Origin of the sequence: Micromonospora sp. CA-244673 (genome assembly GCF_050948395.1) — a bacterium.
Taxonomy (GTDB): domain Bacteria; phylum Actinomycetota; class Actinomycetes; order Mycobacteriales; family Micromonosporaceae; genus Micromonospora.
Genome location: NZ_CP192019.1, coordinates 2,424,721 through 2,445,752 on the forward strand (window position 1 = coordinate 2,424,721; position 21,032 = coordinate 2,445,752).

The 21,032-nt window shown below is 75.3% G+C and carries 21 protein-coding genes; 16 read left to right on the forward strand and 5 right to left on the reverse strand.

Going from position 1 to position 21,032, the window contains the following annotated elements; genetic code table 11:
• Positions 1–141: 141 nt before the first annotated feature.
• Complete coding sequence (locus ACQP12_RS11370) at positions 142–1,440, reverse strand: MFS transporter (RefSeq protein WP_433287274.1); 1,299 nt, start codon at positions 1,438–1,440, stop codon at positions 142–144.
• Positions 1,437–2,039 carry a winged helix-turn-helix domain-containing protein gene (locus ACQP12_RS11375; RefSeq protein WP_433287276.1) on the reverse strand — a complete coding sequence of 201 codons (603 nt, stop codon included), beginning with the start codon at positions 2,037–2,039 and terminating at the stop codon, positions 1,437–1,439. The genes ACQP12_RS11370 and ACQP12_RS11375 overlap by 4 nt, the downstream gene beginning before the upstream one ends.
• A 135-nt stretch (positions 2,040–2,174) precedes the next feature.
• Here ACQP12_RS11375 and ACQP12_RS11380 point away from each other — a divergent pair, with 135 nt between their 5' ends.
• From ACQP12_RS11380 to ACQP12_RS11430, 11 genes are all read left to right on the forward strand, one after another.
• On the forward strand, positions 2,175–2,438 hold the full coding sequence (locus tag ACQP12_RS11380) for a phosphoribosyl-ATP diphosphatase (protein ID WP_091263821.1): 264 nt from the start codon (positions 2,175–2,177) through the stop codon (positions 2,436–2,438).
• A 44-nt stretch (positions 2,439–2,482) separates the two neighbouring features.
• Positions 2,483–3,328, forward strand: coding sequence for an ATP phosphoribosyltransferase (gene hisG / locus ACQP12_RS11385; protein ID WP_151461607.1), 846 nt, complete (start codon positions 2,483–2,485; stop codon positions 3,326–3,328).
• Positions 3,325–4,287, forward strand: coding sequence for a DMT family transporter (locus ACQP12_RS11390; RefSeq protein ID WP_433287279.1), 963 nt, complete (start codon positions 3,325–3,327; stop codon positions 4,285–4,287). The genes hisG and ACQP12_RS11390 overlap by 4 nt, the downstream gene beginning before the upstream one ends.
• Positions 4,284–4,757, forward strand: a complete 474-nt coding sequence (locus ACQP12_RS11395) for a PH domain-containing protein (protein WP_433287280.1) — start codon at positions 4,284–4,286, stop codon at positions 4,755–4,757. Before ACQP12_RS11390 ends, ACQP12_RS11395 begins: the two co-directional genes overlap by 4 nt.
• 317 nt (positions 4,758–5,074) lie before the next feature.
• Positions 5,075–5,725 carry a translation initiation factor IF-3 gene (gene infC / locus ACQP12_RS11400; RefSeq protein WP_357945940.1) on the forward strand — a complete coding sequence of 217 codons (651 nt, stop codon included), beginning with the start codon at positions 5,075–5,077 and terminating at the stop codon, positions 5,723–5,725.
• Between the two features lie 18 nt (positions 5,726–5,743).
• The gene (gene rpmI / locus ACQP12_RS11405; RefSeq protein ID WP_151461610.1) at positions 5,744–5,938 is read left to right on the forward strand and encodes a 50S ribosomal protein L35; all 195 of its coding nucleotides are present in this window, start codon (positions 5,744–5,746) and stop codon (positions 5,936–5,938) included.
• 32 nt (positions 5,939–5,970) lie between these two features.
• The gene (gene rplT / locus ACQP12_RS11410; RefSeq protein ID WP_091263835.1) at positions 5,971–6,363 is read left to right on the forward strand and encodes a 50S ribosomal protein L20; all 393 of its coding nucleotides are present in this window, start codon (positions 5,971–5,973) and stop codon (positions 6,361–6,363) included.
• 32 nt (positions 6,364–6,395) lie between these two features.
• Entirely contained in the window at positions 6,396–7,280 is an 885-nt protein-coding gene (locus ACQP12_RS11415; RefSeq protein WP_433287283.1) for a TrmH family RNA methyltransferase, read from the forward strand.
• Between the two features lie 171 nt (positions 7,281–7,451).
• Entirely contained in the window at positions 7,452–8,525 is a 1,074-nt protein-coding gene (gene pheS, locus ACQP12_RS11420) for a phenylalanine--tRNA ligase subunit alpha (RefSeq protein WP_396871305.1), read from the forward strand.
• 40 nt (positions 8,526–8,565) lie between these two features.
• A complete protein-coding gene (gene pheT, locus ACQP12_RS11425; RefSeq protein ID WP_433287286.1) occupies positions 8,566–11,115 on the forward strand; it encodes a phenylalanine--tRNA ligase subunit beta in 2,550 nt (849 codons plus the stop codon).
• Position 11,116: 1 nt separating this feature from the next.
• A complete protein-coding gene (locus ACQP12_RS11430) occupies positions 11,117–11,581 on the forward strand; it encodes a S26 family signal peptidase (RefSeq protein WP_433287288.1) in 465 nt (154 codons plus the stop codon).
• Between the two features lie 45 nt (positions 11,582–11,626).
• Here ACQP12_RS11430 and ACQP12_RS11435 read toward each other — a convergent pair whose 3' ends face one another.
• Positions 11,627–11,842, reverse strand: coding sequence for a hypothetical protein (locus ACQP12_RS11435; RefSeq protein WP_433287290.1), 216 nt, complete (start codon positions 11,840–11,842; stop codon positions 11,627–11,629).
• Between the two features lie 156 nt (positions 11,843–11,998).
• On the opposite strand from ACQP12_RS11435, the gene ACQP12_RS11440 reads away from it, so the two are divergent.
• The 3 genes from ACQP12_RS11440 to ACQP12_RS11450 are packed head-to-tail and all read left to right on the forward strand — an operon-like array spanning position 11,999 to position 14,985.
• Positions 11,999–12,550: a MauE/DoxX family redox-associated membrane protein gene (locus tag ACQP12_RS11440; protein ID WP_433287292.1), complete on the forward strand. Its 552-nt coding sequence runs from the start codon at positions 11,999–12,001 to the stop codon at positions 12,548–12,550.
• An 18-nt stretch (positions 12,551–12,568) separates the two neighbouring features.
• A complete protein-coding gene (locus tag ACQP12_RS11445) occupies positions 12,569–13,108 on the forward strand; it encodes a TlpA family protein disulfide reductase (protein ID WP_433287294.1) in 540 nt (179 codons plus the stop codon).
• Complete coding sequence (locus tag ACQP12_RS11450) at positions 13,105–14,985, forward strand: ABC transporter ATP-binding protein (protein ID WP_433287296.1); 1,881 nt, start codon at positions 13,105–13,107, stop codon at positions 14,983–14,985. The genes ACQP12_RS11445 and ACQP12_RS11450 overlap by 4 nt, the downstream gene beginning before the upstream one ends.
• Positions 14,986–15,028: 43 nt before the next feature.
• On the opposite strand, the gene ACQP12_RS11455 is transcribed toward ACQP12_RS11450, so the two are convergent.
• Both ACQP12_RS11455 and ACQP12_RS11460 read right to left on the reverse strand, forming a co-directional pair.
• Entirely contained in the window at positions 15,029–16,552 is a 1,524-nt protein-coding gene (locus tag ACQP12_RS11455) for a BTAD domain-containing putative transcriptional regulator (RefSeq protein WP_433287298.1), read from the reverse strand.
• Between the two features lie 174 nt (positions 16,553–16,726).
• Positions 16,727–18,442 (reverse strand): beta-1,3-glucanase family protein, encoded by a 1,716-nt coding sequence (locus tag ACQP12_RS11460; protein ID WP_433287300.1) that lies wholly within the window; start codon positions 18,440–18,442, stop codon positions 16,727–16,729.
• Between the two features lie 239 nt (positions 18,443–18,681).
• Between ACQP12_RS11460 and ACQP12_RS11465 the strand changes: the two genes are divergently transcribed.
• Together ACQP12_RS11465 and argC are read left to right on the forward strand one after the other, a co-directional pair.
• Positions 18,682–19,881, forward strand: a complete 1,200-nt coding sequence (locus ACQP12_RS11465) for a low temperature requirement protein A (protein ID WP_433287302.1) — start codon at positions 18,682–18,684, stop codon at positions 19,879–19,881.
• 121 nt (positions 19,882–20,002) lie between these two features.
• Positions 20,003–21,004 carry an N-acetyl-gamma-glutamyl-phosphate reductase gene (argC, locus tag ACQP12_RS11470; protein ID WP_433287304.1) on the forward strand — a complete coding sequence of 334 codons (1,002 nt, stop codon included), beginning with the start codon at positions 20,003–20,005 and terminating at the stop codon, positions 21,002–21,004.
• The last annotated feature ends 28 nt before the right edge of the window (positions 21,005–21,032 follow it).

Genomic DNA, 21,032 nt, shown 5'->3' on the forward strand with positions numbered 1-21,032 from the left:
CGGACCGTCCGGGGCGGCGGGCGCCGCGACGATCCCCGGTCGGAGGCCTGCCGTGTGACTCGCGGGACGCTACGAGCTTGATGACGTGGGTGATTCACCGTCCCGCCGCCCGTCACGACCGGAGGGCGTCCACGGCTGCGGTCACCCGAGCCGCACCGGGAGCGTCGCCGGCCCGGCTGAATCGTCTGCGTCATCAGGTTCGTAGCGTCCTCCGGTGTGTGGGGTGGTGAGGCGGCGGCCGGTGAGCAGGTACGCCCCGGCAGCCAGCAGCAGCCCCCCGATCGCCCCGTACAGCAGCCGGTAGTCGACCAGGCCGACCACCAGGGCGCCCGCCCCGATCGCCACGGCCTGCGGTCCGCTGGCCAGCGCGTCCAGCGCGGCCGAGACGCGGCCGACCAGACCCGGTGGGGTGTTCCGTTGCACCAGCGTCATGGTGCCCACGAGGGCGACCGGCAGGCCGAGGCCGATCAGCACCGCGGCGGCGACGGCGAGCCCGAGCACCGGCCAGACCGGGGCCACGAAGCCCACGGCGACGGTGGCCACGCCGAGCGCCATGGCGCCCAACTCGCCGAGCCGGCGCACCAGCGCCGCCGAGCCCAGCCCGCCGATCAGGCCACCGATGCCCTGCAGGGAGACCAGCACCCCCAGGAAGGCCGGCTCCCGCCCGAGCCCCCGGTCGACGTACGCGAACCACAGCGTCTCCCCGAAGCCGAGGCCGATAGTGGCGACCACGACCGCCAGCAGCGCCCGGCGCAGCGCCGGCTCGCCCACCAGGTGCCGCACGCCGGCGACCAGCTCCCCGCGCCCGTCTCCGGGGGCCCGCACCTCCGCCGCCCGCGGCGGGGCCGTTCCGGTGGCCCCGATCCCACCCGCCCCCGGCGCCGGGCGCACCGCCAGCCCCACGGCGCCGGCCACCAGGAACCCGAGCGCGCAGGTGGCCGCCATCGCCGGGCCGCCGAGCAGCACGAACAGGCCGGCGCCGAGCAGCGGCCCGACCAGCCGCAGCCCCTGCTTGACGGTCTGGGACACGCCGTTGGCGTCGGGCAGCAGCTCCGCGGGGACCAGTTCCTGCACGAGCGCGGTGACCGTGGCGCCCAGCGCGATGTACGAGAGCCCGTAGCCGGCGGCGACCGCGTAGACGATCCACAGCCGGCTGGCGTCATGGACGGCCAGCAGCGGCAGCAGCAGGACGGCGGTGCCCGCGTTGAGGGCCACGAACAGCCGACGGCGCGGCGCCCGGTCGACCACCCAGCCGGCCAGCGGGGCGAGCACCATCGGCGCGGTCAGCGCCAGGAAGGTGGCGCCGGCCAGCCCGTCGGAGCCGGTCAGCTCCTTGACCCAGATCGCGAGGGCCAGCAGCAGGATCGACTCGGCGATCATGCGGACGGCCAGTGCGACGAAGAACAGCCGGAACTCCGGGCGGCGCAGCAGTCGTCTCATCGGTCCCCGTTCCCTTCGGCGACGGTGGGGCCGTCGACCTCGGGCACGCCCCAGGCCATCAGCCGTACCGGCCGGGAGCCGGGCGGGCGGGCCGCCGGGTCGCCGAGCCGGTCCAGGTGACGGGCGAACAGCCCGCGCAGCTCCTCCTGGAGTTCCTGGAGTTCGTCGGCGGTGTACCAGCTGACGAACTGGGTGAAGTAGCCGGCGTCCCGCCATTCGGGGGACTGCTGCCGGCGGGCCGCCATCCAGTCCCAGAGCTTGCGGTACTCCAGGTCGAGCAGGACCCGGGCGGCCGCGTCGCCGGCGCGTGCCAGCTCGGGGCCCTCCTCGCCGTTGCCCCAGCGATGGCCGTCGGTGACCAGCCGCCACGGCCGTTGCCGCCCGGTGCCGCCGCCGGCCTCGGTCACGAACCCGTACCGGGCGAGCTGGCGCAGGTGCCAGGAGCAGTTGGCGGGGCTCTCGCCGACCCGCTCGGCCACCTCGGTGGCGGTCAGCGGGCCGTGCACGCCGACCGCGTCGAGAATGCGCAGCCGCAGCGGATGGGCGAAGGCCCGCAGGGTGTCGACGTCGGTGATCTCGCGGGGGCGCTGTTCGGCCATGCGTCGAAGGATAACCTTCGAAAGGCGTGTTTCGAAAGACTTGCTTCGAGCGAGCCGTCCACCATGTGGTCGGCGTCCCGCCGCGCCGGACCCGGGGGGAGGCGTCACCAGGGGCGGCTGGAAGAATCGCCTTCCGTGAAGACGTTCGAGGAGTTGTTCGCCGAGCTGCAGGCCAAGGCCGCCGCCGGCGCCCCGGGCTCGGGCACGGTCGCCGCCCTGGAGAAGGGCGTGCACTTCATCGGCAAGAAGGTCGTCGAGGAGGCGGCCGAGTCGTGGATGGCGGCCGAGCACGAGGGCCCGGAGCGGGCCGCGGAGGAGATCTCCCAGCTGCTCTACCAGGCCCAGGTGCTGATGCTGGCCACCGGCCTCGAGCTGAAGGACGTCTACCGACATCTGTGAGTGCCCCGTCCGCTGATCACCTGATCGATCGAAGGAGCACTCCCATGCTGCGTGTCGCCGTACCCAACAAGGGCGCCCTGGCCGAGTCGGCCGCCGGGATGCTGCGCGAGGCGGGCTACCGCCAGCGCACCGACCCGAAGGACCTGGTCTGCCGGGACGAGCCCAACGACATCGAGTTCTTCTACCTGCGTCCCAAGGACATCGCCACCTACGTCGGCTCGGGCGACCTGGACGTCGGCATCACCGGCCGGGACCTGCTGGTCGACTCCGGCGCGCCGGCCGAGGAGGTCGTCGACCTCAACTTCGGCCGGGCCACCTTCCGGTTCGCGGCCCGCCCCGACGACGTGGACTCGGTCCAGCAGCTCGGCGGGCACCGGATCGCCACCGCGTACCCGGGTCTGGTCGAGCGGCACCTGGCCGAGCTGGGCGTCAAGGCGGAGGTGATCCGGCTGGACGGCGCGGTGGAGAACGCCATCCGGCTCGGCGTGGCCGACGTGGTCGCGGACGTGGTGGAGACGGGCGCCACCCTGCGCCAGGCCGGCCTGGTGGTCTTCGGCGAGCCGCTGCTGCGGTCCTCGGCGGTGGTGGTCCGCCGGGCCGGCGCCGCCGGCTCCGCCCAGCAGGAGCAGCTCCTGCGCCGGCTGCACGGCGTGCTGGTCGCCCGCCGCTACGTGATGCTCGCCTACGACGTGCCGGCCGGCCTGCTGGACCGGGCCAGCTCGCTCACCCCGGGCATCGAGTCGCCGACCGTCTCCCCGCTGCACCGGGAGGGTTGGGTGGCCGTGCAGGCCATGGTGCTGCGCGACGACGTGCACCGGATCATGGACGAGCTCTACGAGCTGGGCGCACGGGCCATCCTGGTCACCAACATCCACGCCTGCCGCCTGTGAGGCCGCTGCCGGTTCCGGCCGCCCTGGCCGTGGTCGTCCTGGGCGGGGTGGCCTCGGCCGCGCAGGGCGTGGTCAACGCCGAGCTGGGGGAGCGGGCGGGCGACCCTCTCGTCGGCGCCATGGTCAACAACCTCGGCGGTTGCCTGATCGTGCTGCTCGGGCTGGTCGCCGTCCCGTCCATGCGGGCCGGGCTGGCCGGGCTGCGCCATTCCGGCCTGCCCTGGTGGGCCTACCTGGGCGGGCTGGGCGGCGCCGCCATCGTGGTGATCGGCCCGTTCGTCGTGCCGGCGCTCGGGGTGGCGGTCTTCACGATCGCCCAGGTGGCGGGCGGCAGCCTCGGCGGGCTCGCCGTCGACCGGGTCGGCCTCGCCGCGACGGGCCGGCTGGCGCTCACGCTGCCCCGGGTCGTCGGGGCGCTGCTCGGGATCGCCGCGGTGACCATGGCCCAGCTCGGCCGGCCGGTCGGCGACCTGGCGGTCGGTCTGGTGCTGCTCTCGGTGGCCGGCGGCCTGGCGGTGGCGCTGCAGTCCGCGCTCAACGGGCGGGTCGCCGCGGCGATCGGTCCGGCCGCCGGGCTGGCCGTGAACTTCGCGGTCAGCACCTCGGTGATCGCCGCGGTGGCCGCGCTGGCCGGGGCGCTGGCCACCCGTCCGAACTGGCCCACCCAGTGGTGGCTCTACGTCGGCGGCCTCTTCGGCGTCGGCATCGTGCTCGCCCTGCTGGTCGGCGTGCGCGCCGCCGGGGTGCTGCGCACCGGCCTGGCGCTGGTGGCCGGTCAGCTCGGTGGGGCCCTCGTGCTGGACGTCGTGGTGCCCGGCGGCGCCGGGGTGCGGCTGCCGGTCCTGGCCGGGGCGGTGCTCACCGGCGCGGCGGTGGTCGTGGCCGGCGTGCGGCGGCGCCGCCCGGTCCGTGTGGCGGCGGAACGTACGCCCGAGGCGGATGGCAGACTGGTTTCGTGAACGATTCAGTGGTGACCGTGCGGCCGCGGCGGGTCCGGGTGGTCTGCTGGGCGTCGGCCGTCACGCTGCTCGTGGTGTTCAGCCTGGTGGCGACCTCCCTGACCGGCGCGACCGGCGACGGCTACGGCAGCTTCCAGCGGGGCGACCAGCTCGCCATGGTGGGGCTTGGCGTCTTCGGGGCCCTCGGCTTCCTGCTCTTCACCCGCCCCCGGGTGGTGGCCGACGCCCGGGGTGTCCGGGTCCGCAACGTGATCGGCTCGTACGACCTGCCCTGGGAGGTGATCCGCGGGGTCCGGTTCGACCGGGGCGCCCCGTGGGCCAGCCTGGAGCTGCACGACGACGACCTGCTGCCGATGGTCGCCCTCCAGGCCGCCGACAAGGAGCGCGCCGTCGAGGCGGTCCGCGCCCTGCGCCGCCTGCACCAGGCCCACCTGGCCGCCCTGGCCGGCGACTCGGCCGTCCCGCGCTGACCGCCGCGCCCCGGTTTGGGGCGGGCTGGTCCGAGGGTGTAGTGTTGCGGAGTCGACCAGACCGCCCTGTGGGCGGTCCTGAAGCGGAGCGCCTGCTCCCACCCGAGTCGCCCCCGTAGGTGGCCGGGTCCCGGTCTCCCGGTTCCGGGCACGTCCCGGTTCCGGATGCGCGATCCTGTGATCGTGCCGACCGGTCGAGTGGGCCCTGGCATACGCCGGGGCCTTCTGCTTTCCGGGTCGGCTCCCGTCCGGGAGCCCGCGGAGTCGGCACCACGGAAGACTCGACTCGAGGAGGCCCCATCAGCGTCGAACCACGCGTGAACGAGCAGATCCGGGCACGTGAGGTCCGACTGGTCGGCCCTGAGGGTGAGCAGGTGGGCATCGTCCCGCTGGAGCGCGCCCTGCAGCTGGCCGCGGACGTCGACCTGGACCTGGTCGAGGTTGCGCCGATGGCGCGCCCGCCGGTGTGCAAGCTCATGGACTTCGGCAAGTTCAAGTACGAGAGCGCACTCAAGGCGCGCGAAGCGCGGCGTAACCAGCAGCAGACCGTCATCAAGGAGATGAAGCTCCGGCCGAAGATCGACCCGCACGACTACGAGACCAAGAAGGGTCACGTGGTGCGGTTCCTCAAGGCGGGCGACAAGGTCAAGGTGACGATCATGTTCCGCGGTCGCGAGCAGAGCCGCCCGGAGCTGGGTTACCGGCTCCTGCGCCGGCTCGAGTCCGAGATCACGGACCTGGGATACGTCGAGGCCGCGCCGAAGCAGGACGGCCGAAACATGATCATGGTTCTCGCTCCGCACCGGGCCGTGAAGGCCTCCGCGGTCGCCGCCACGGCGTCCCGCGGTGGGCCCCGGGACCGGGCCGCGGAGGAGTCGGAAGCCCCGGCAGGTGGCGAGACCCCGGCGGCCGGCGAGACCGCAGCAGCCGGCGAGACCGGCCCGACCGCTGACACCAGCGGCCAGTAACAGGGAGAGACGTTCCACATGCCGAAGATGAAGAGCCACACGGGTACGGGCAAGCGGGTCAAGGTCACCGGCACGGGCAAGATCGTCGCCCAGCAGGCCGGCCTCCGCCACAAGCTGGAGAAGAAGCCCTCCACCCAGACCCGCCGGCTGACCGGCACGGTCGAGCTGGCCAAGGCCGACACCAAGCGCATCAAGAAGCTGCTCGGCCGCTGACGCGCGCCACCTGAACCGAAGAAGGAGTTGAGATGGCACGCGTCAAGCGGGCTGTGAACGCCCAGAAGAAGCGTCGTACCCTGCTGGAGACCGCGAGCGGCTACCGCGGTCAGCGCTCCCGGCTCTACCGCAAGGCCAAGGAGCAGGTGCTGCACTCGATGCAGTACTCCTACCGGGACCGTCGTGACCGCAAGGGCGACTTCCGGCAGCTCTGGATCCAGCGGATCAACGCCGGCGCCCGGGCCAACGGCCTGACCTACAACCGGCTCATCCAGGGCCTGCGCCTGGCCGGCATCGAGGTCGACCGCAAGATCCTGGCCGACCTGGCCGTCAACGACGCCGCGGCGTTCGCCGCGATCGTCGAGCTGGCCCGCGCCGCCGTGGCGGCCGAGGGCACCGGTGGCGCCGCGGCCCAGGCCGCCTGATCCACCCGCACCAGCAGATCGAGGCGTCTCCCATGCCGTCAGCACCGCACGGGAGGCGCCTCGACGCTGTTCCCGGCCCGTTCACCCCGCGTACCCCGCGGGTGGTCGCCGCCCGCCGGCTCCAGCGCCGGCGGGACCGGGAGGCCACCGGCCGGTTCCTGGCCGAGGGGCCGCAGGCCGTCCGCGAGGCGCTCGCCCGCGCCGGCACCGTGGTCGAGCTGTTCGGCACCCCGGCCGCCCTGGACCGGTACGCCGATCTCGCCGCGCTCGCGGCCCGGGCCGACGTGCCCGTCTCCGAGGTCACCGACGAGGCGCTCGCCGCGCTCGCCGAGACCGTCGCGCCGCAGGGCCTGGTCGCCGTCTGCCGGCACCTCGACGTACCCCTGGACGACGCCCTGGCGCGCGGACCGCGCCTGGTCGCGGTGCTCGCCGAGATCCGCGACCCCGGCAACGCGGGGACCGTCCTGCGCACCGCCGACGCGGCCGGCGCCGGCGCGGTGATCTTCGCCGGGGACGCCGTCGACCCCTACAACGGCAAGTGCGTGCGGGCCTCCGCCGGCAGCCTGTTCCACGTCGACGTGGTCCGCGCCACCGACCCGGTCGCCGTGGTCGCGGCGCTGCGGGCCGCCGGGCTCACCGTCCTCGCCACGACCGGGTACGGCGACAGCGACCTCGACGACCTCGCCGACGCCGGCCGGCTGGCCGCCCCGACCGCCTGGCTCTTCGGTTCCGAGGCGCACGGGCTGCCCGAGGAGCTGACCGCCGCGGCCGACGCCCGGGTCCGGGTGCCGCTGCACGGGCGCGCCGAGAGCCTGAACCTGGCTGCGGCCGCGGCCGTCTGCCTGTACGCTTCAGCCAGAGCACTGCGCCGACCCGCGGGTCCGCGCGGCCACACAGCAGGGGAGTCAGCCGGATGATGAACGCGCCTCGGCGTTCGTTTAGCCAGCCCGCCGGTGTCGGCGGGCGGCGGGCCTGACCCTTCCTCCTGCGCGATCTCCCACCGGCGGGCTGCGGCGAAGCCGCGCGTCCGTAGACTCGCCTAGCCGCCCGTGAGGGCCGGCGCCGCCGTGAGGGAGTGCCCGTACGCCATGAGCTACCGCAACGATCCGTACGACCCGAAGCAGGTCGCCCTGCTCGACCCGGACGCCCTGGCCGCGGCCGTGGCCGACGCCGAGAAGGCGTTCGCCGCCGCCGCCGACCCGGACGCGCTGACCGCGCTGCGCCCCGCGCACCTCGGGGACCGGTCCCCGGTGTCCCTCGCGCGCCGGGAGATCGGCGCGCTGCCGCCGGCCGCCAAGTCCGACGCCGGCAAGCGGGTCAACGAGGCCCGCCGCGCCATCGAGACCGCGTACGCGGCCCGCCAGGAGATCCTGGAGCGCGAGCAGGCCGAGCGGGTGCTGGTCGAGGAGCGGGTCGACGTGACCCTGCCGTACGACCGGCGGCCGCGCGGCGCCCGCCACCCGTTGAGCACCCTCATGGAGCAGATCAGCGACCTGTTCGTCGGGATGGGCTACGAGGTGGCCGAGGGCCCCGAGGTCGAGCTGGAGTGGACCAACTTCGACGCCCTGAACATCCCCGCCGACCACCCGGCGCGCGGCCTCATGGACACCTTCCACATCGCGCCCCCGGCCGGTGCGGACAGCTCGGGGCTGGTGCTGCGCACCCACACGTCGCCGGTGCAGGCGCGCACCATGCTGACCCGCAAGCCGCCGATCTACGTGGTGGTGCCCGGCCGGGTCTACCGCACCGACGAGCTGGACGCCACCCACGCGCCGGTCTTCCACCAGGTCGAGGGCCTGGTGGTCGACAAGGGAATCACCATGGCGCACCTGCGCGGCACGCTGGACCACTTCGCCCGGGCCATGTTCGGCGAGGGCGCGAAGACCCGGTTCCGGCCGCACTACTTCCCGTTCACCGAGCCGTCGGCCGAGTTCGACGTCTGGTTCCCGGAGCACCGGGACGGCCCGCAGTGGGTCGAGTGGGGCGGCTGCGGCATGGTGAACCCGCGGGTGCTGCGCGCCTGCGGCATCGACCCGGAGGTCTACTCCGGATTCGCCTTCGGCATGGGCATCGACCGGACCGTGATGTTCCGGCACGGGGTCAGCGACATGCGGGACATGGCCGAGGGCGACGTGCGGTTCACCCGCGCGTTCGGGGTCTGACGGTGCGGGCACGAGTTACGGAGACGGTGGTTTAACAGTCATGCGAGTTTCTGTCAGTTGGCTGCGGGAGCACGTCGACCTCCCGGCCGACCTGCCCACGGGCGACCTGGAGCAGGCGCTGGTCGACCTCGGCATCGAGGTCGACTCCGTGGTGGACCTGCGGGAGACCGTCACCGGGCCGCTGGTCGTCGGTGAGGTGCTGGAGATCGAGGAGCTGACCGGCTTCAAGAAGCCGATCCGGTTCTGCCGGGTGGACGTCGGCGCCGCGAACGGCACCGGCGAGCCGCAGGAGATCGTCTGCGGGGCGCGCAACTTCGCCCAGGGCGACCGCGTCGTGGTCATCCTCCCCGGCGGCGTGCTGCCCGGCGACTTCCACATCGGCGCGCGCAAGACCTACGGGCGCAACTCGAACGGCATGATCTGCTCGGCCAAGGAGCTGGGCCTGGGCGACGACCACTCGGGCATCATCGTGCTGCCCGAGGACACCCCGGCCAAGCCCGGCGACGACGCCCGCCCGGTGGTCGGCCTCGACGACGTCGTGGTCGAGCTGGAGATCACCCCGGACCGCGGGTACGCGCTCAGCGTCCGGGGCCTCGCCCGGGAGCTGTCGCACGCCCTCGGTGTGCCGTTCCGCGACCCGGCCGCCCTGCCGGCCCCGGGCGCGACCGCCGAGCCGGCGTACCCCGTCGAGGTGCGCGACACCGTGGGCTGCGACCGGTTCGCCGCCCGCATGGTCCGCGGTGTCGACCCGACCGCGCAGACCCCGGGCTGGATGTCCCGGCGGCTGACCGTGGCCGGCGTCCGCAGCATCTCCCTGCCGGTCGACATCACCAACTACCTGATGCTCGAACTCGGCCAGCCGATGCACGCCTTCGACGCCGACCGGATCAGCGGCCCGCTGGTGGTCCGCCGCGCCGAGCCGGGGGAGAAGCTGACCACGCTGGACGGTGTCACCCGCACGCTGGTCGCCGAGGACATGGTCATCTGCGACGACACCGGGCCGGTCTCGCTGGCCGCCGTGATGGGCGGCGAGACCAGCGAGGTCGTCGCCTCCACCACCGACGTGCTCTTCGAGGCGGCGCACTGGGACCCGGCCATGGTGGGCCGCACCGCCCGGCGGCACAAGCTGTTCAGCGAGGCGGCCAAGCGCTGGGAGCGGGGCGTCGACCCGGCGCTGCCGCTGGTCGCGCTGGAGAAAGCGGTCCGGCTGCTCACCGAGCACGCCGGCGGCACCGTGGGCGCCGAGATCCTCGACCTCGACCACGTCCGGCCGCGTACGCCGGTGGCGCTGCCGGTGGACCTGCCGTCGCGGCGGGTCGGCGTGGCGTACCCGCCGGAGCGGGTGGTGGAGCTGCTGGAGCAGGTCGGCTGCGCGGTCACCCGGGGCGACGACCGGCTCGGCGACGACCCGGGCGAGACCGGTGTCGCCGCCGCGGGCGGCGGTGCCGTGCTGAGCGTGACCCCGCCGAGCTGGCGGCCCGACCTCACCGACCCGGCCGACCTGGTCGAGGAGGTCGTCCGCCTCGACGGCTACGACCGGGTGCCGTCGGTGCTGCCCACCGCGCCCCCCGGCCGTGGCCTCACGGCGCCGCAGCAGCGCCGCCGGGCGGTCGCCCGGTCGCTCGCCGAGCGCGGGTACGTCGAGGTCCTGGCGCACCCGTTCGTCGCCGCGGAGCTGGCCGACCAGCTCGGCCTGCCGGCCGACGACCCGCGCCGCCCCGCCGTGCGGGTGGCCAACCCGCTGTCCGAGGAGGAGCCGCTGCTGCGCACCACGCTGCTCGGCCCGCTGCTCGGCATCCTCAAGCGCAACGTCGGCCGGGGCCAGCGGGACGTGGCGATCTACGAGATCGGCGTGGTGTTCCACCCGCGTCCCGGCGCGGGCGCCCCGCCGGCCATGGGCGTGGACCGGCGCCCGACCGACGAGGAGTTCGCCCGCGCCGACGCGGTGGTGCCGGACCAGCCGCGGCACGTCGCCGTGGCGCTCACCGGGGAGATGGAGCCGACCGGCTGGTGGGGCGCGGGCCGAGCGGCCGGCTGGGCGGACGCCGTCGAGGCGGGCCGGACGGTGCTGGCCGCCGCCGGCATCCCGACCGACCGGGTCACCGTCCGGGCCGCCGAGCGCGCCCCCTGGCACCCCGGCCGCTGCGCCGAGCTGCTGGTCGACGGCACGGTGGTCGGCTATGCCGGTGAGCTGCACCCGACCGTGGTGGCCACGCTGGAACTGCCCCGGCGCACCAGCGCCATGGAGCTGAACCTGGACGCGCTGCCCGAAGCGCCGGTGGTGTCCGGCCCGGCCGTCTCCACCTTCCCGCCCGCCCTCATCGACGTGGCGCTCGTGGTGGACGAGTCGGTCCCGGCCGCCGAGGTGGAGCGGGCCCTCGCCGAGGGGGCCGGCCCGCTGCTGGAGGACGTCCGGCTCTTCGACGTCTACGCGTCCGAGCAGCTCGGCGCGGGGCGCCGGTCGCTGGCGTACAAGCTGACGTTCCGGGCCCCGGACCGGACCCTCGCGGGCGAGGAGGCGGTGGCCGCCCGGGACGCGGCGGTGGCCGAGGCGGCCCGCCGCTTCGGCGCCACCCTGCGCGGCGCCTGACGTGTGGGTGGTCCTCGGCCTGGTGGCGGCCGGCGCGCTCGCGTCGGCCGTCGCCGGCCTGCGCTGGGCCCGGCGGCACCTGCTGCTGGTCTCGGTGGTGGGGCGCAGCATGGAACCCACGCTGCGCGCCGGTGACCGGGTGCTGGCCCGGCGGGTCCCGCTGGACCGGGTCCGGGCCGGCGACGTGGTGGTGGTCCGTGCGCCCGCGGCGATGACCGCCGGGCGGCCCGGCCGGCCCGACGAGGGGCCGGGGCTGCTCATCAAGCGGGCGCACGCGGTGCCGGGCGATCCGGTGCCGGTGCGGCGGGTGCCGCTGCTGCGGCAGCGCCCGGAGAGCACCGTGCCGGCGGGGCGGCTCGTCGTGCTCGGCGACAACCCGCCGTTCAGTTACGACTCCCGCGAGTGCGGCTACATCCCCGGGCCGGACGTGCTCGGCGTGGTGATCCGGCCCCGCCTGCACGGCTGACGAGGGAATGCCGCGCGACCTGGACCGGCCGCGCGGCACACCCGATCAGCAGAGGGTGGTCATCGTGCTGGCCCCGGCCGTGCAGTAGTAGCCGCACGAGCCGCAGTTGGCCTTGCACGCCCCGGTGTAGCTGCACCGCTTGAGGTAGCAGGTGCCGCACACGGCGCACCAGGGGTCCGGCGGACAGCCGGCGGCGGCCGTCACCTTCGGGACGAACACGCCGAGCATCCGCTCACCCAGGCTCTCGAGTCGACGGAACATTCGTTCACCTCCTTTCGACACCGATCGATGCGGGGACGCTACGGCCGCCCGGTACACCGGGCCTACAGCGACCGCCGTCGCTCACCGCGCCCGATGTATGCCGGATGTATCCGGCGCTCCTAGCGTGGGCCTCCCCGCGCCGAGGAGGTGGTACGGATGCGAGCGGTAGAGCTGACCGCGCGGCTGCTGCTGGCCCTGGTGTTCCTCACCGCGGTCGTCGGCAAGCTGCGGACCCGGGCGGGCTTCGCCGGGTTCGTCGGCTCGGTCGCCCAGTTCGGTGTGCCGGCCCGGTGGGCGGGTCCCGTCGCCCGGCTGGCGGTCGCCGCCGAGGCGGCCGTGGTGGTGCTGCTCGCCCCGCCCGGCACGGTGCCCGCCGGCCTGCTGCTCGCCGCCGGCCTGCTGGGCGTGCTCACGGCCGCGATCGTCGGCGCGCTGCGCCGCGGCGCCCGCCCGGCCTGCCGCTGCTTCGGCGCGGGCGACGCCCCGATCGGCGCCCGCCACGTGGCGCGCAACCTGGCGCTCACCGCCGCGGCGCTGCTCGGCCTGCTGGGCGGTGCGGTCGGCGGACCGCCGCCGGGCCCGGCGGGCCTGCTGCTCGCCGCCGGGCTGGCCGTGCCGCTCGCCGCGCTCGTGGTCCGCCTCGACGACCTGGTCGCCCTCTTCGCACCGCGCCCGCCCCGGGCGGCCCGCCCGGCCGGCCGCTCCTGACCACCCCAAGGAGACCCCATGCCCCTGTTGACCGTCGCCGTCGTCCTGGTCGCCGCCCTCGGCCTGCTCAACCTCGTGCTGCTGCTCGGCGTGATCCGGCGGCTGAGGGAGCACACCGACCTGCTGAGCGAGCGGCAGTCCGCCCCGCCGGAGGTGATGCTGGAGGTCGGCTCGATCCCCGGTGACTTCGTGTCCACCACCGTGGACGGTCGCGTGCGGACCCGGGCCGACCTCCCGCCGATGACCCTCGTGGCGTTCATCTCGCCGGGCTGCGACCACTGCGAGGAGCAGCTGCCGCTGCTGCGCGAGCGGGCCGCCGAGATGCCCGGCGGCGCCGCGCACGTCTGGGTGGTCGTGGTCGGCAAGGGCCCGGAGACCCAGACGTACGCCGACCTGTTCACCGGGCTCGCCACGGTCTTCGTCGAGCCGGGCAGCGGGCCGCTGCCCACGGCGTTCGCGATCAAGGGATTCCCGGCGTTCGGCCTGCTCGACGAGCGCGGCATCGTGGCGTCCACCGCCTTCGGCATCGCCCGGTTGGACCTGCCGGTGGCGCCGTGAGCGAGCCACGGCTGACGCCCCGCCGGGCCGCCCGGCACGCCCGGGCGGCCCTCGGGCTCACCTGGCGGGCGGCCCCCGCCGGCACCCTCGTCGACCTGCTGCTCGCGCTGCTGGCCGGCGCCGCGCCGGTGGTCGTGGCCGGGCTGACCAAGCTCGTCCTGGACCGGCTGACCGGCGCCGCCGGCCGGGACCTGCCGCTGGCGCTGCTCGGGGCCGGCCTGGCCGGGGCGGCCGCGGCCGGCGTGGTCCTGCCGCACCTGCGCCGGTACGTCGAGGCCGAACGGATCCGCGCGGTGTCCCGGCTGGTGCGCCGCCGCCTGTTCGACGCCGTGTCCCGCCTGGTCGGCCTCGTACGCCTGGAGGACCCGGCCTACCAGGACCGGCTCCAGGCGGCACAGCAGACCGGGCATCTCGGGCCGACCCAGCTCACCGGGAGCCTGCTCGGGGCGGCGCAGAGCGTGGTGGCGATCGGCGGTTTCCTGGGCGTACTGCTCGCGCTGAGCCCGCTGACCGGCCTGCTGGTGCTGCTGGCCGCCCTGCCCACCCTGTGGATGCAGCTCCGGCTCAACCGGGCCCGCGCGGCCATGGTGCTGCGGCTGGAGCACTTCCAGCGCCGCGACCTGTTCTTCGCCCAGCTCATCACCGGGGTGCCGGCGGCCAAGGAGGTACGGCTGTTCGGCCTGGGCCGGTTCTTCGGCGAGCGGATGCTGGACGAGCTGCACGGCATGCACCGGGTCGAGCGCCGGCTGGACGCCCGCGAGACCCGCGCCCAGGCCCTGCTCGCGCTGCTCGGCGCGGTGGTGGCGGGCGTGGGTGTGGTCTGGGTGGTCACCCGCGCCGCCACCGGCCGGGTGGGCGTCGGCGACGTGGCCCTGTTCCTGGCGGCCGTGCCCGGCGTGCAGGGCGCGCTCGGCGCCCTCGTCGGCCAGGTCGGCTCCGTGCACCAGGCGCTGCTCCTGTTCGACCACTACGACGAGGTGGTCCGCGCCGAGCCGGACCTGCCGGTCCCCGCCGTGCCGCGTCCCGTACCGCCGTTGCGGCACGGCATCGAGCTGCGCGACGTCTGGTTCCGCTACTCCCCGGAGCACCCCTGGGTGCTGCGCGGGGTCGACCTGCTCCTGCCGGCCGGCGCGACCACCGCGCTGGTCGGGCTCAACGGCGCCGGAAAGAGCACGCTGGTGAAGCTGCTCTGCCGGTTCTACGACCCGGAGCGCGGCGCCATCCTCTGGGACGGCGTCGACCTGCGCGAGTTCGACCCGGCGGCCCTGCGGGAGCGGCTGGGCGCCGTGTTCCAGGACTTCATGCCGTACGACCTCACGGCCGCGGAGAACATCGCCGTCGGCGACCTCAGTGCCCGCGACGACCCCGAGCGGCTGCGGGCGGCCGCGCGGCAGTCCGGCGTGGACGGCGTGCTGGCCGCGCTGCCGCACGGGTACGACACCCTGCTCACCCGGATCTTCTTCGGCGGGCCGGACCGGGACGACCCGCGTGCCGGGGTGGTGCTCTCCGGCGGGCAGTGGCAGCGGGTGGCGCTGGCCCGGGGCTTCCTGCGGGCCGACCGCGACCTGCTCGTCCTCGACGAGCCCAGTTCGGGGCTGGACGCCGAGGCCGAGCACGACCTGCACACCCGGCTGCGTACGCTGCGCCGGGGCCGGACCAGCCTGCTCGTCTCGCACCGGCTCAACGCGGTCCGGGACGCCGACGTCATCGTGGTGCTCGCCGACGGCCAGGTTGCCGAGCGGGGCGACCACGACACGCTGCTCGCCGCCGGCCGCGGGTACGCCCGGCTCTTCGCCCTCCAGGCCCGCGGCTACCGCCAGGAGACCCCGGCACCCGACGCCGCCCCGGACGCCGTGGCGGCGAGCCCGGCGGCGTGACGGCGCCGCCGGGTCGGTGCGGGGTCGCGCCGGGGCCGAGGGCTCAGCTGGCGTGCCGGTGCGCGGTGCCGGCGGGTCGGCAGCGGTCGGCGCGCAGCAGCCGGGCCAACCGCGCGAGGGTCCCGCCCTCGCCGAGCCGCCGCGCGGCGGCTCGCAGCGTCCGCGGCAGACCCTCGCAGAGCGCCACCACGGCGGCGGCCGCGGCCGGTTCGCCGTCCACCCGGCGGTCGCCGACCAGCGCGCGCAGCAGCGCGAGTCCGTCACACGGCGGCAGCGGGTCGAGCCGCAGCGCCGGGCCGGGCCCGTCGGGCAGCCTGGCGCGGCCGGTCACCAGCAGGGCGCAGCCGCCGCGTGCCGGCAGCAGGCCGTCCACCTGTGCCGGGCCGGCGGCGTTGTCGAGCACCAGCAGCACCCGGCGGCCGAACAGCGCGGAGCGGACCCGGGCCTGCGCCTCGGCCACCGTGGTCGGCTCCGGGTCGGACGTCGGGCCCAGCGCCCGCAGCACCCGGTCGGCCACCTGGCGCGGCGGCAGCGGTTCACCGGCCGCCGACCCGCCGAGGTCGAGGTGGAGCTGCCCGTCGGGGAAGGCGTCCAGCGCGGCGGTCGCGGCGCGCAGGGCCAGGGCGGACTTGCCGGCTCCGGCCGTGCCGTGCACCGACAGCAGCACCGGGCGGTCCCGGGCCCGGGCCAGCGCGGCGCCGAGCTGGGCCAGTTCGGCGTGCCGCCCGACGAACGGCCCGGTGGCGTACGGCAGTTCGTGTGGGACCGCCGGGACGCGGTCCACGGCGGCAGGGCGGCCGGTGTCCGGGCGTGACCCGGGTCCGGAGTGCACGACGGCGCGGTACCGCGCGGTCAGCTCCGGCCCGGGCGCCACGCCCAGCTCGCCGGCGAGCGCCCGGCAGGCCCGGCGGTACGTGCCCAGCGCCGCGGCGCGGTCACCGGCCCGCTGCTCGGCGCTCATCAGCAGCGCCCAGCCGGTCTCCCGCAGCGGGTTCTCGACCAGGTGCTCGCCGAGCAGGCTCCGCAGTTCGGCGGAGCCGGGGTCGCCCAGCTCCAGCCGGCAGGCCGCGTACGCCTCCCGGGCCACGGCCCGGCGCTCGCGCAGCCGGTCGAACGCGGCGGCGGTGCTCGGCCCGTACGCCGGCGTTGGCGTGTCGGACGGCCAGAGCGCGAGGGCGCGGCCCAGCCGGTCCACCGCGTGGGCCGCCGCCCCTCGGGCCTGGGCGGCCAGCCCGTCGGCGGTGAGCCGCTCGAACTCGGCGGCGTCCAGCTCGCCCGGGCCGGTGCGCAGCAGGTAGCCGCCGCCCTCCGCCCGGAGCCGGGGCGGCTCGCCCGGCACGGCGAGCAGCCGGCGCAGCTGGCTGGCGTGGCTGCGCAGGTTCGCCACCGCCGACGCGGGTGGCCGGGCGCCCCACAGTTCCTCGCGGAGCCGTTCGACCGGCACGGGCGTGCCGGACTGCAGCAGCAGGACCACCAGCAGGGCGGTCGGGCGGCCCGCGGGCAGCCGCAGCCACCGCCCGTCGCGGCAGACCCGCACCGGACCGAGGATCTGCAGCGTCAGGCCCATGCGTCCTCCGTGCGCCCCCGCGGGCCGGCCGGCCCGACCCCGCACTCCCGTGAAACAACAATGTTAATCGATGAAAGCCGACTGTCATGAGATTTGTTCGGACAGTGACGGCTCCGGCGATGAGAACAGGTTGTCCGGGGGCGGTGGCCGGCCGCGGGGCGCCCGGCGGTGGGCTCAGCCGGTGTACGGCAGCGTCAGCCGGGAGGAGTCGCCGACGCCCAGCGTCGTCGGGGTGCCGCCGATGGCGTTCCACACCTCGACCCGCACGGTGCCGCCCGCCAGGTCGCCGAGGGTGCCGGTGGCCGAGCGCAGCCCCTGGGTCTGCCGGTAGTGCTCCCAGCCGGGCACCGGGTCGGTGGCGAAGTAGGCGTACGTCTCCACCCGGTCCCAGCCGCCGTCGCCGGTCCGGTCGTACGAGATCCGCACCTGGACCCCGTCGCCCACCGCCGTGCCGGCGTCGACGGAGAGGTCGAAGGCGGTGGCCCCGCCCGTCCACCGGCCGGTGAGACCCCGGGCCGTGAAGACCTGCGCGTTGGTGGGCGTGCCGTCGTGGTTGCCCCCGGCCGCGGCCAGGCTCACCGTGCCGGGCGCGCCGGTGGACGGGTCGAGCCCGCCGCCGGCCCGCAGGTAGCGGGTGGCGCTGAACGGGCCCGGGGTGGCCGTGTTCGACGGGCTGGGCGAGGGGCTCGGGCCGCCGCCGGGGCCGAACGGGCTGAGCGTGATGCCGGCGGCCCGGGGGTCGCCGTCGTGCACCAGCGACTCCTGGTTCAGCACGTCGTCGAAGGCGAACCCGTACGCCTTCCCGTCGGCCATGTTGGCGTGCACGATCCGGGAGTAGTGGTTGGTCAGCGTGCCCCGGTAGAAGTCGGCCGGGCCGCCGGAGGGCTGCAGGTCGAGGGTGCCCAGCGTGGAGCGGTGCAGGGCGGCGCAGAGGGTCCGGGCGATCGGGCCGACGACCTGGTCGTTCGGTGCGGCCAGCGCGCCGTCGCAGCCCCAGACGTCCGCGCTGGACGGCCGGCGGAACGTGGCCACCTGCCGGCCGCCGCCGTCGGTGAACGTCATCACGTCCCCGCTGGTGCGCCCAAGGTAGCGAACACCCGGCTGGTCGGTGAAGGGCGCCACGGTGAGGGTCCTGGTCGCGTACGCCTGCCAGGCGGAGGCGATGTAGGGGTCGAGGTAGGTGCGGCTGAACAGCCCGGCGTCGGCGGCCTTGCCGGGGGCGAGCACCCGCAGCACCGTGCCGTCGGAGCGGGTCTGCACGGCGCCGCTCCAGCCCGACTGGGCGCGGATCGCGGCGATCACCTTGTTGCGCCCGTCGTCGACCGGTTGCCCGGTCCGCCGGGTGGTCCCGGTGGCGCCCGTGACGCTCACCGCGTGCGGCACGGCGAACATGTCCACCTGGGAGCTGTTGAGCCAGAGCCCGGCGTCGTTGTAGGTGAACTCGGACCAGTCGAACAGCAGGTCCCGGTTGGGGTCGCCGCCCGCCCAGGGTGCGGGCTGGACCAGGCCGTCCGGGGTGAGGAAGAGCTTGAGCTTGGCGCCGAAGGAGAAGTAGACCCGGCCGGAGAGGTTGCGGGGCAGCCGCAGCACGGTGCTCGCCCCGTTGGCCGGGCCGGGCACCGCGACGTCGGGTGCGGGGGTGGGCGGCAGGCCGCCGGCCGGCCAGGGGGTGAAGGCGCCGCCGGCGGTGACGTAGCCGAGCCGGCCGGTGGCCAGGTCGGTGCCGAGCACGTACAGCCAGGTGGCGTCGGTGCGTCCGGTGGCGTTGGTGACGGTCAGCGGGAGCAGCGCGGGGCCGGTGGCGCGGGCCAGCGAGGCGGCCGCCACCGCGCCGCTGGTGGCCAGCGCGAGCGCGAGCAGGGCGCGCAGCAGGGTCCTGGGGGTGGGCACGGGAGGCTCCTTCCACCCGCCGCGGCCTGCGGCGGGCGCGGGGTGGTGGGCGTGGTGGGGTGGCGCGGACGCGGGCGGGACGACCCGGGAGAGCGCTCTCTCAGAATCGGCCACGCATGGGCACCTGTCAATGCAAGGGTGCCGTGCGCGTTCACGCGCCACCCGTGAGCCGTCCTCACACCTCCTCCGCCGTGGCCTGGAATACTGGCCCAAACGGGGCTGAAGTAGGGCAGATTCGGATGGCCGTGCGGGGCGGGGCGTGGGAGCTGCCGGGGAGTCGTGAGCCCCCACGGCGGGCCGGTTTCGTCGAACTGCTCTTCGACGTGGTGCTCGTCTTCGCCTTCAACCGGCTCACCGACCGCCTGTACGGGCAGCTGGACTGGCAGGGCTTCTACTCGGCGCTGGTGCTCACCATGGCGCTGTGGTGGCTGTGGTACCGGATGGCCTGGACGACCAACCGGTACGACCCGACCCGCCCGATGGTGCAGGTCATGGTCGTCGTGACCATGTTCGGCGCCCTGCTGCTGGCGGCCGCGCTGCCGGCGGCCTTCCGGGACCGGGCCGTCGTCTTCGCCACGGTGTACGTCGCCGTGGAGGTGCTCCGCCATCTCTGGCTGGTGCTGTTCGGCGGGGACGGGTACCAGCGCCTGGTCAGTGTCCGGATCGTCTTCTGGGCGTGCCTCTCCGCGGTGCCCTGGCTCGCCGGGATCTTCACCGACCGCCCGACGCGGCTCGTCCTGTGGAGCCTCGCGGTCCTCATCGACTACGCCGGCGGGCTGCTCGACTTCCCGACACCGCGGCTGGGCCGCGCCGGGTTGCGGGGCCAGCCGATCGCCGAGGAGCATCTGACCGACCGCTACCGCCAGGTGCTGATCATCGCCTTCGGCGAGAACATCCTCACGTCGGGCATCCAGTTCAGCCCGTACGGCTTCGAACGGGAGCGGACCGCCGCGCTGGTGGTGTCGTTCGTGCTCACCGTGCTGCTCTGGCAGATCTACTACTACCGGGCGGGGGAGCTGCTTCCCCTTGCCATCGCCCGGTCCCGGTCCCCGGCCTACGTCGGTGACCTCGCGTCCTACGCGCATCTGATCATGGTGATCGGCGTCGCGGTGACCGGTGTGGGGGACAAGCTGATCATCTCGCACCCGGCCGGCGGAACCCAGCTGTCCTGGGTCGTTGTGATCTTCGGCGGCCCGGCGCTGTTCCTGGTCGGCCGGGCGATGCTCGACTACGCCGCGTTCAGCCGCATCTCCTGGTCGCGGCCGATCGGGATAGCGGTGCTGGCGGTCCTGGCTCCGGCGACCGTCGTGCTGCCGCCCCTGCTGGTGGCCACGGTCGCGACCCTGGCGGTGGCCGGCGTGGCGGCCTCGAACGCGATCAGCTGGCGGATGTTTCCGAGGGAGACGGCGCCGCCCTCCGGCCTGCCGCCCGAGCGCTGAGAGGGGGCGCGCCGCGCCCGCGGTCCCGCACCCGACTCGAAGTTCATGCAGTCCACTGCATGAACTTGCGGCTGCCGATCATCGCTGATACCGTCACCTGCATAGTCATACGGAGGTGAGTATGGGCATCCGGGTCGCGGTCGCCGGGGCGAGCGGCTACGCCGGCGGCGAGCTGCTCCGGCTGCTCGCCGGGCACCCCGAGTTCGAGCTGGTCGCCGCCACCGCCCACGCCTCGGCCGGCCGGCCCGTCGCCGCCGTGCACCCGCAGCTGTCCGGGCTGGACCTGATCTTCGGGACGACCGACCCGACCACCCTGGCCGACGCGGACCTGGTCTTCCTGGCCCTGCCGCACGGCCAGTCGGCGGCCCTCGCGGCGGCCCTGCCCGCCGCCGTCAAGGTGGTCGACCTCGGTGCGGACCACCGGCTGCGCGACGCCGGCGCCTGGGCCCGCTACTACGGCGGCGACCACGCCGGCGCCTGGACCTACGGCCTGCCCGAGCTGCCCGGCCAGCGCGCCGCCATCGCGGCCGCGACCCGGGTGGCCAGCACCGGCTGCTACGCGGTCGCGACCACCCTGGCGCTCGCCCCGCTGATCGGCGCCGGCGCCGTCCACCCCACCGACGTGGTGGTGGTGGCCGCCTCCGGCACCTCCGGCGCCGGCCGGGCCGCCAAGCCGCACCTGCTGGGCAGCGAGGTGATGGGCGACCTGTCGCCCTACAAGGTCGGCGCCCACCAGCACGTGCCGGAGATCAAGCAGGCCACCGGGGCGGCCAGCCTCTCCTTCACCCCGGTCCTGGCCCCCATGCCGAGGGGCATCCTGGCCACCGTCACCGCCCTTCCCGCCGCCGACGCCGACCCGCGCGAGGTGCTCGCGGCGGCGTACGCGGACGCGCCCTTCGTGCACCTGCTGCCCGAGGGGACGTGGCCGCACACCGCCGCCACGGCCGGCTCGAACTCCTGCCACCTGCAGGCCACCGTCGACGCCGACTCCGGGCGGGTGATCGTGGTCAGCGCCATCGACAACCTGGGCAAGGGCGCGGCCGGCCAGGCCGTGCAGAACGCCAACCTGATGTTCGGCCTCCCCGAGACCACCGGCCTTCCTGCCTTTGGAGTAGCGCCGTGAGCGCGAGGAGTGCAGCGAAGCGGAGCCC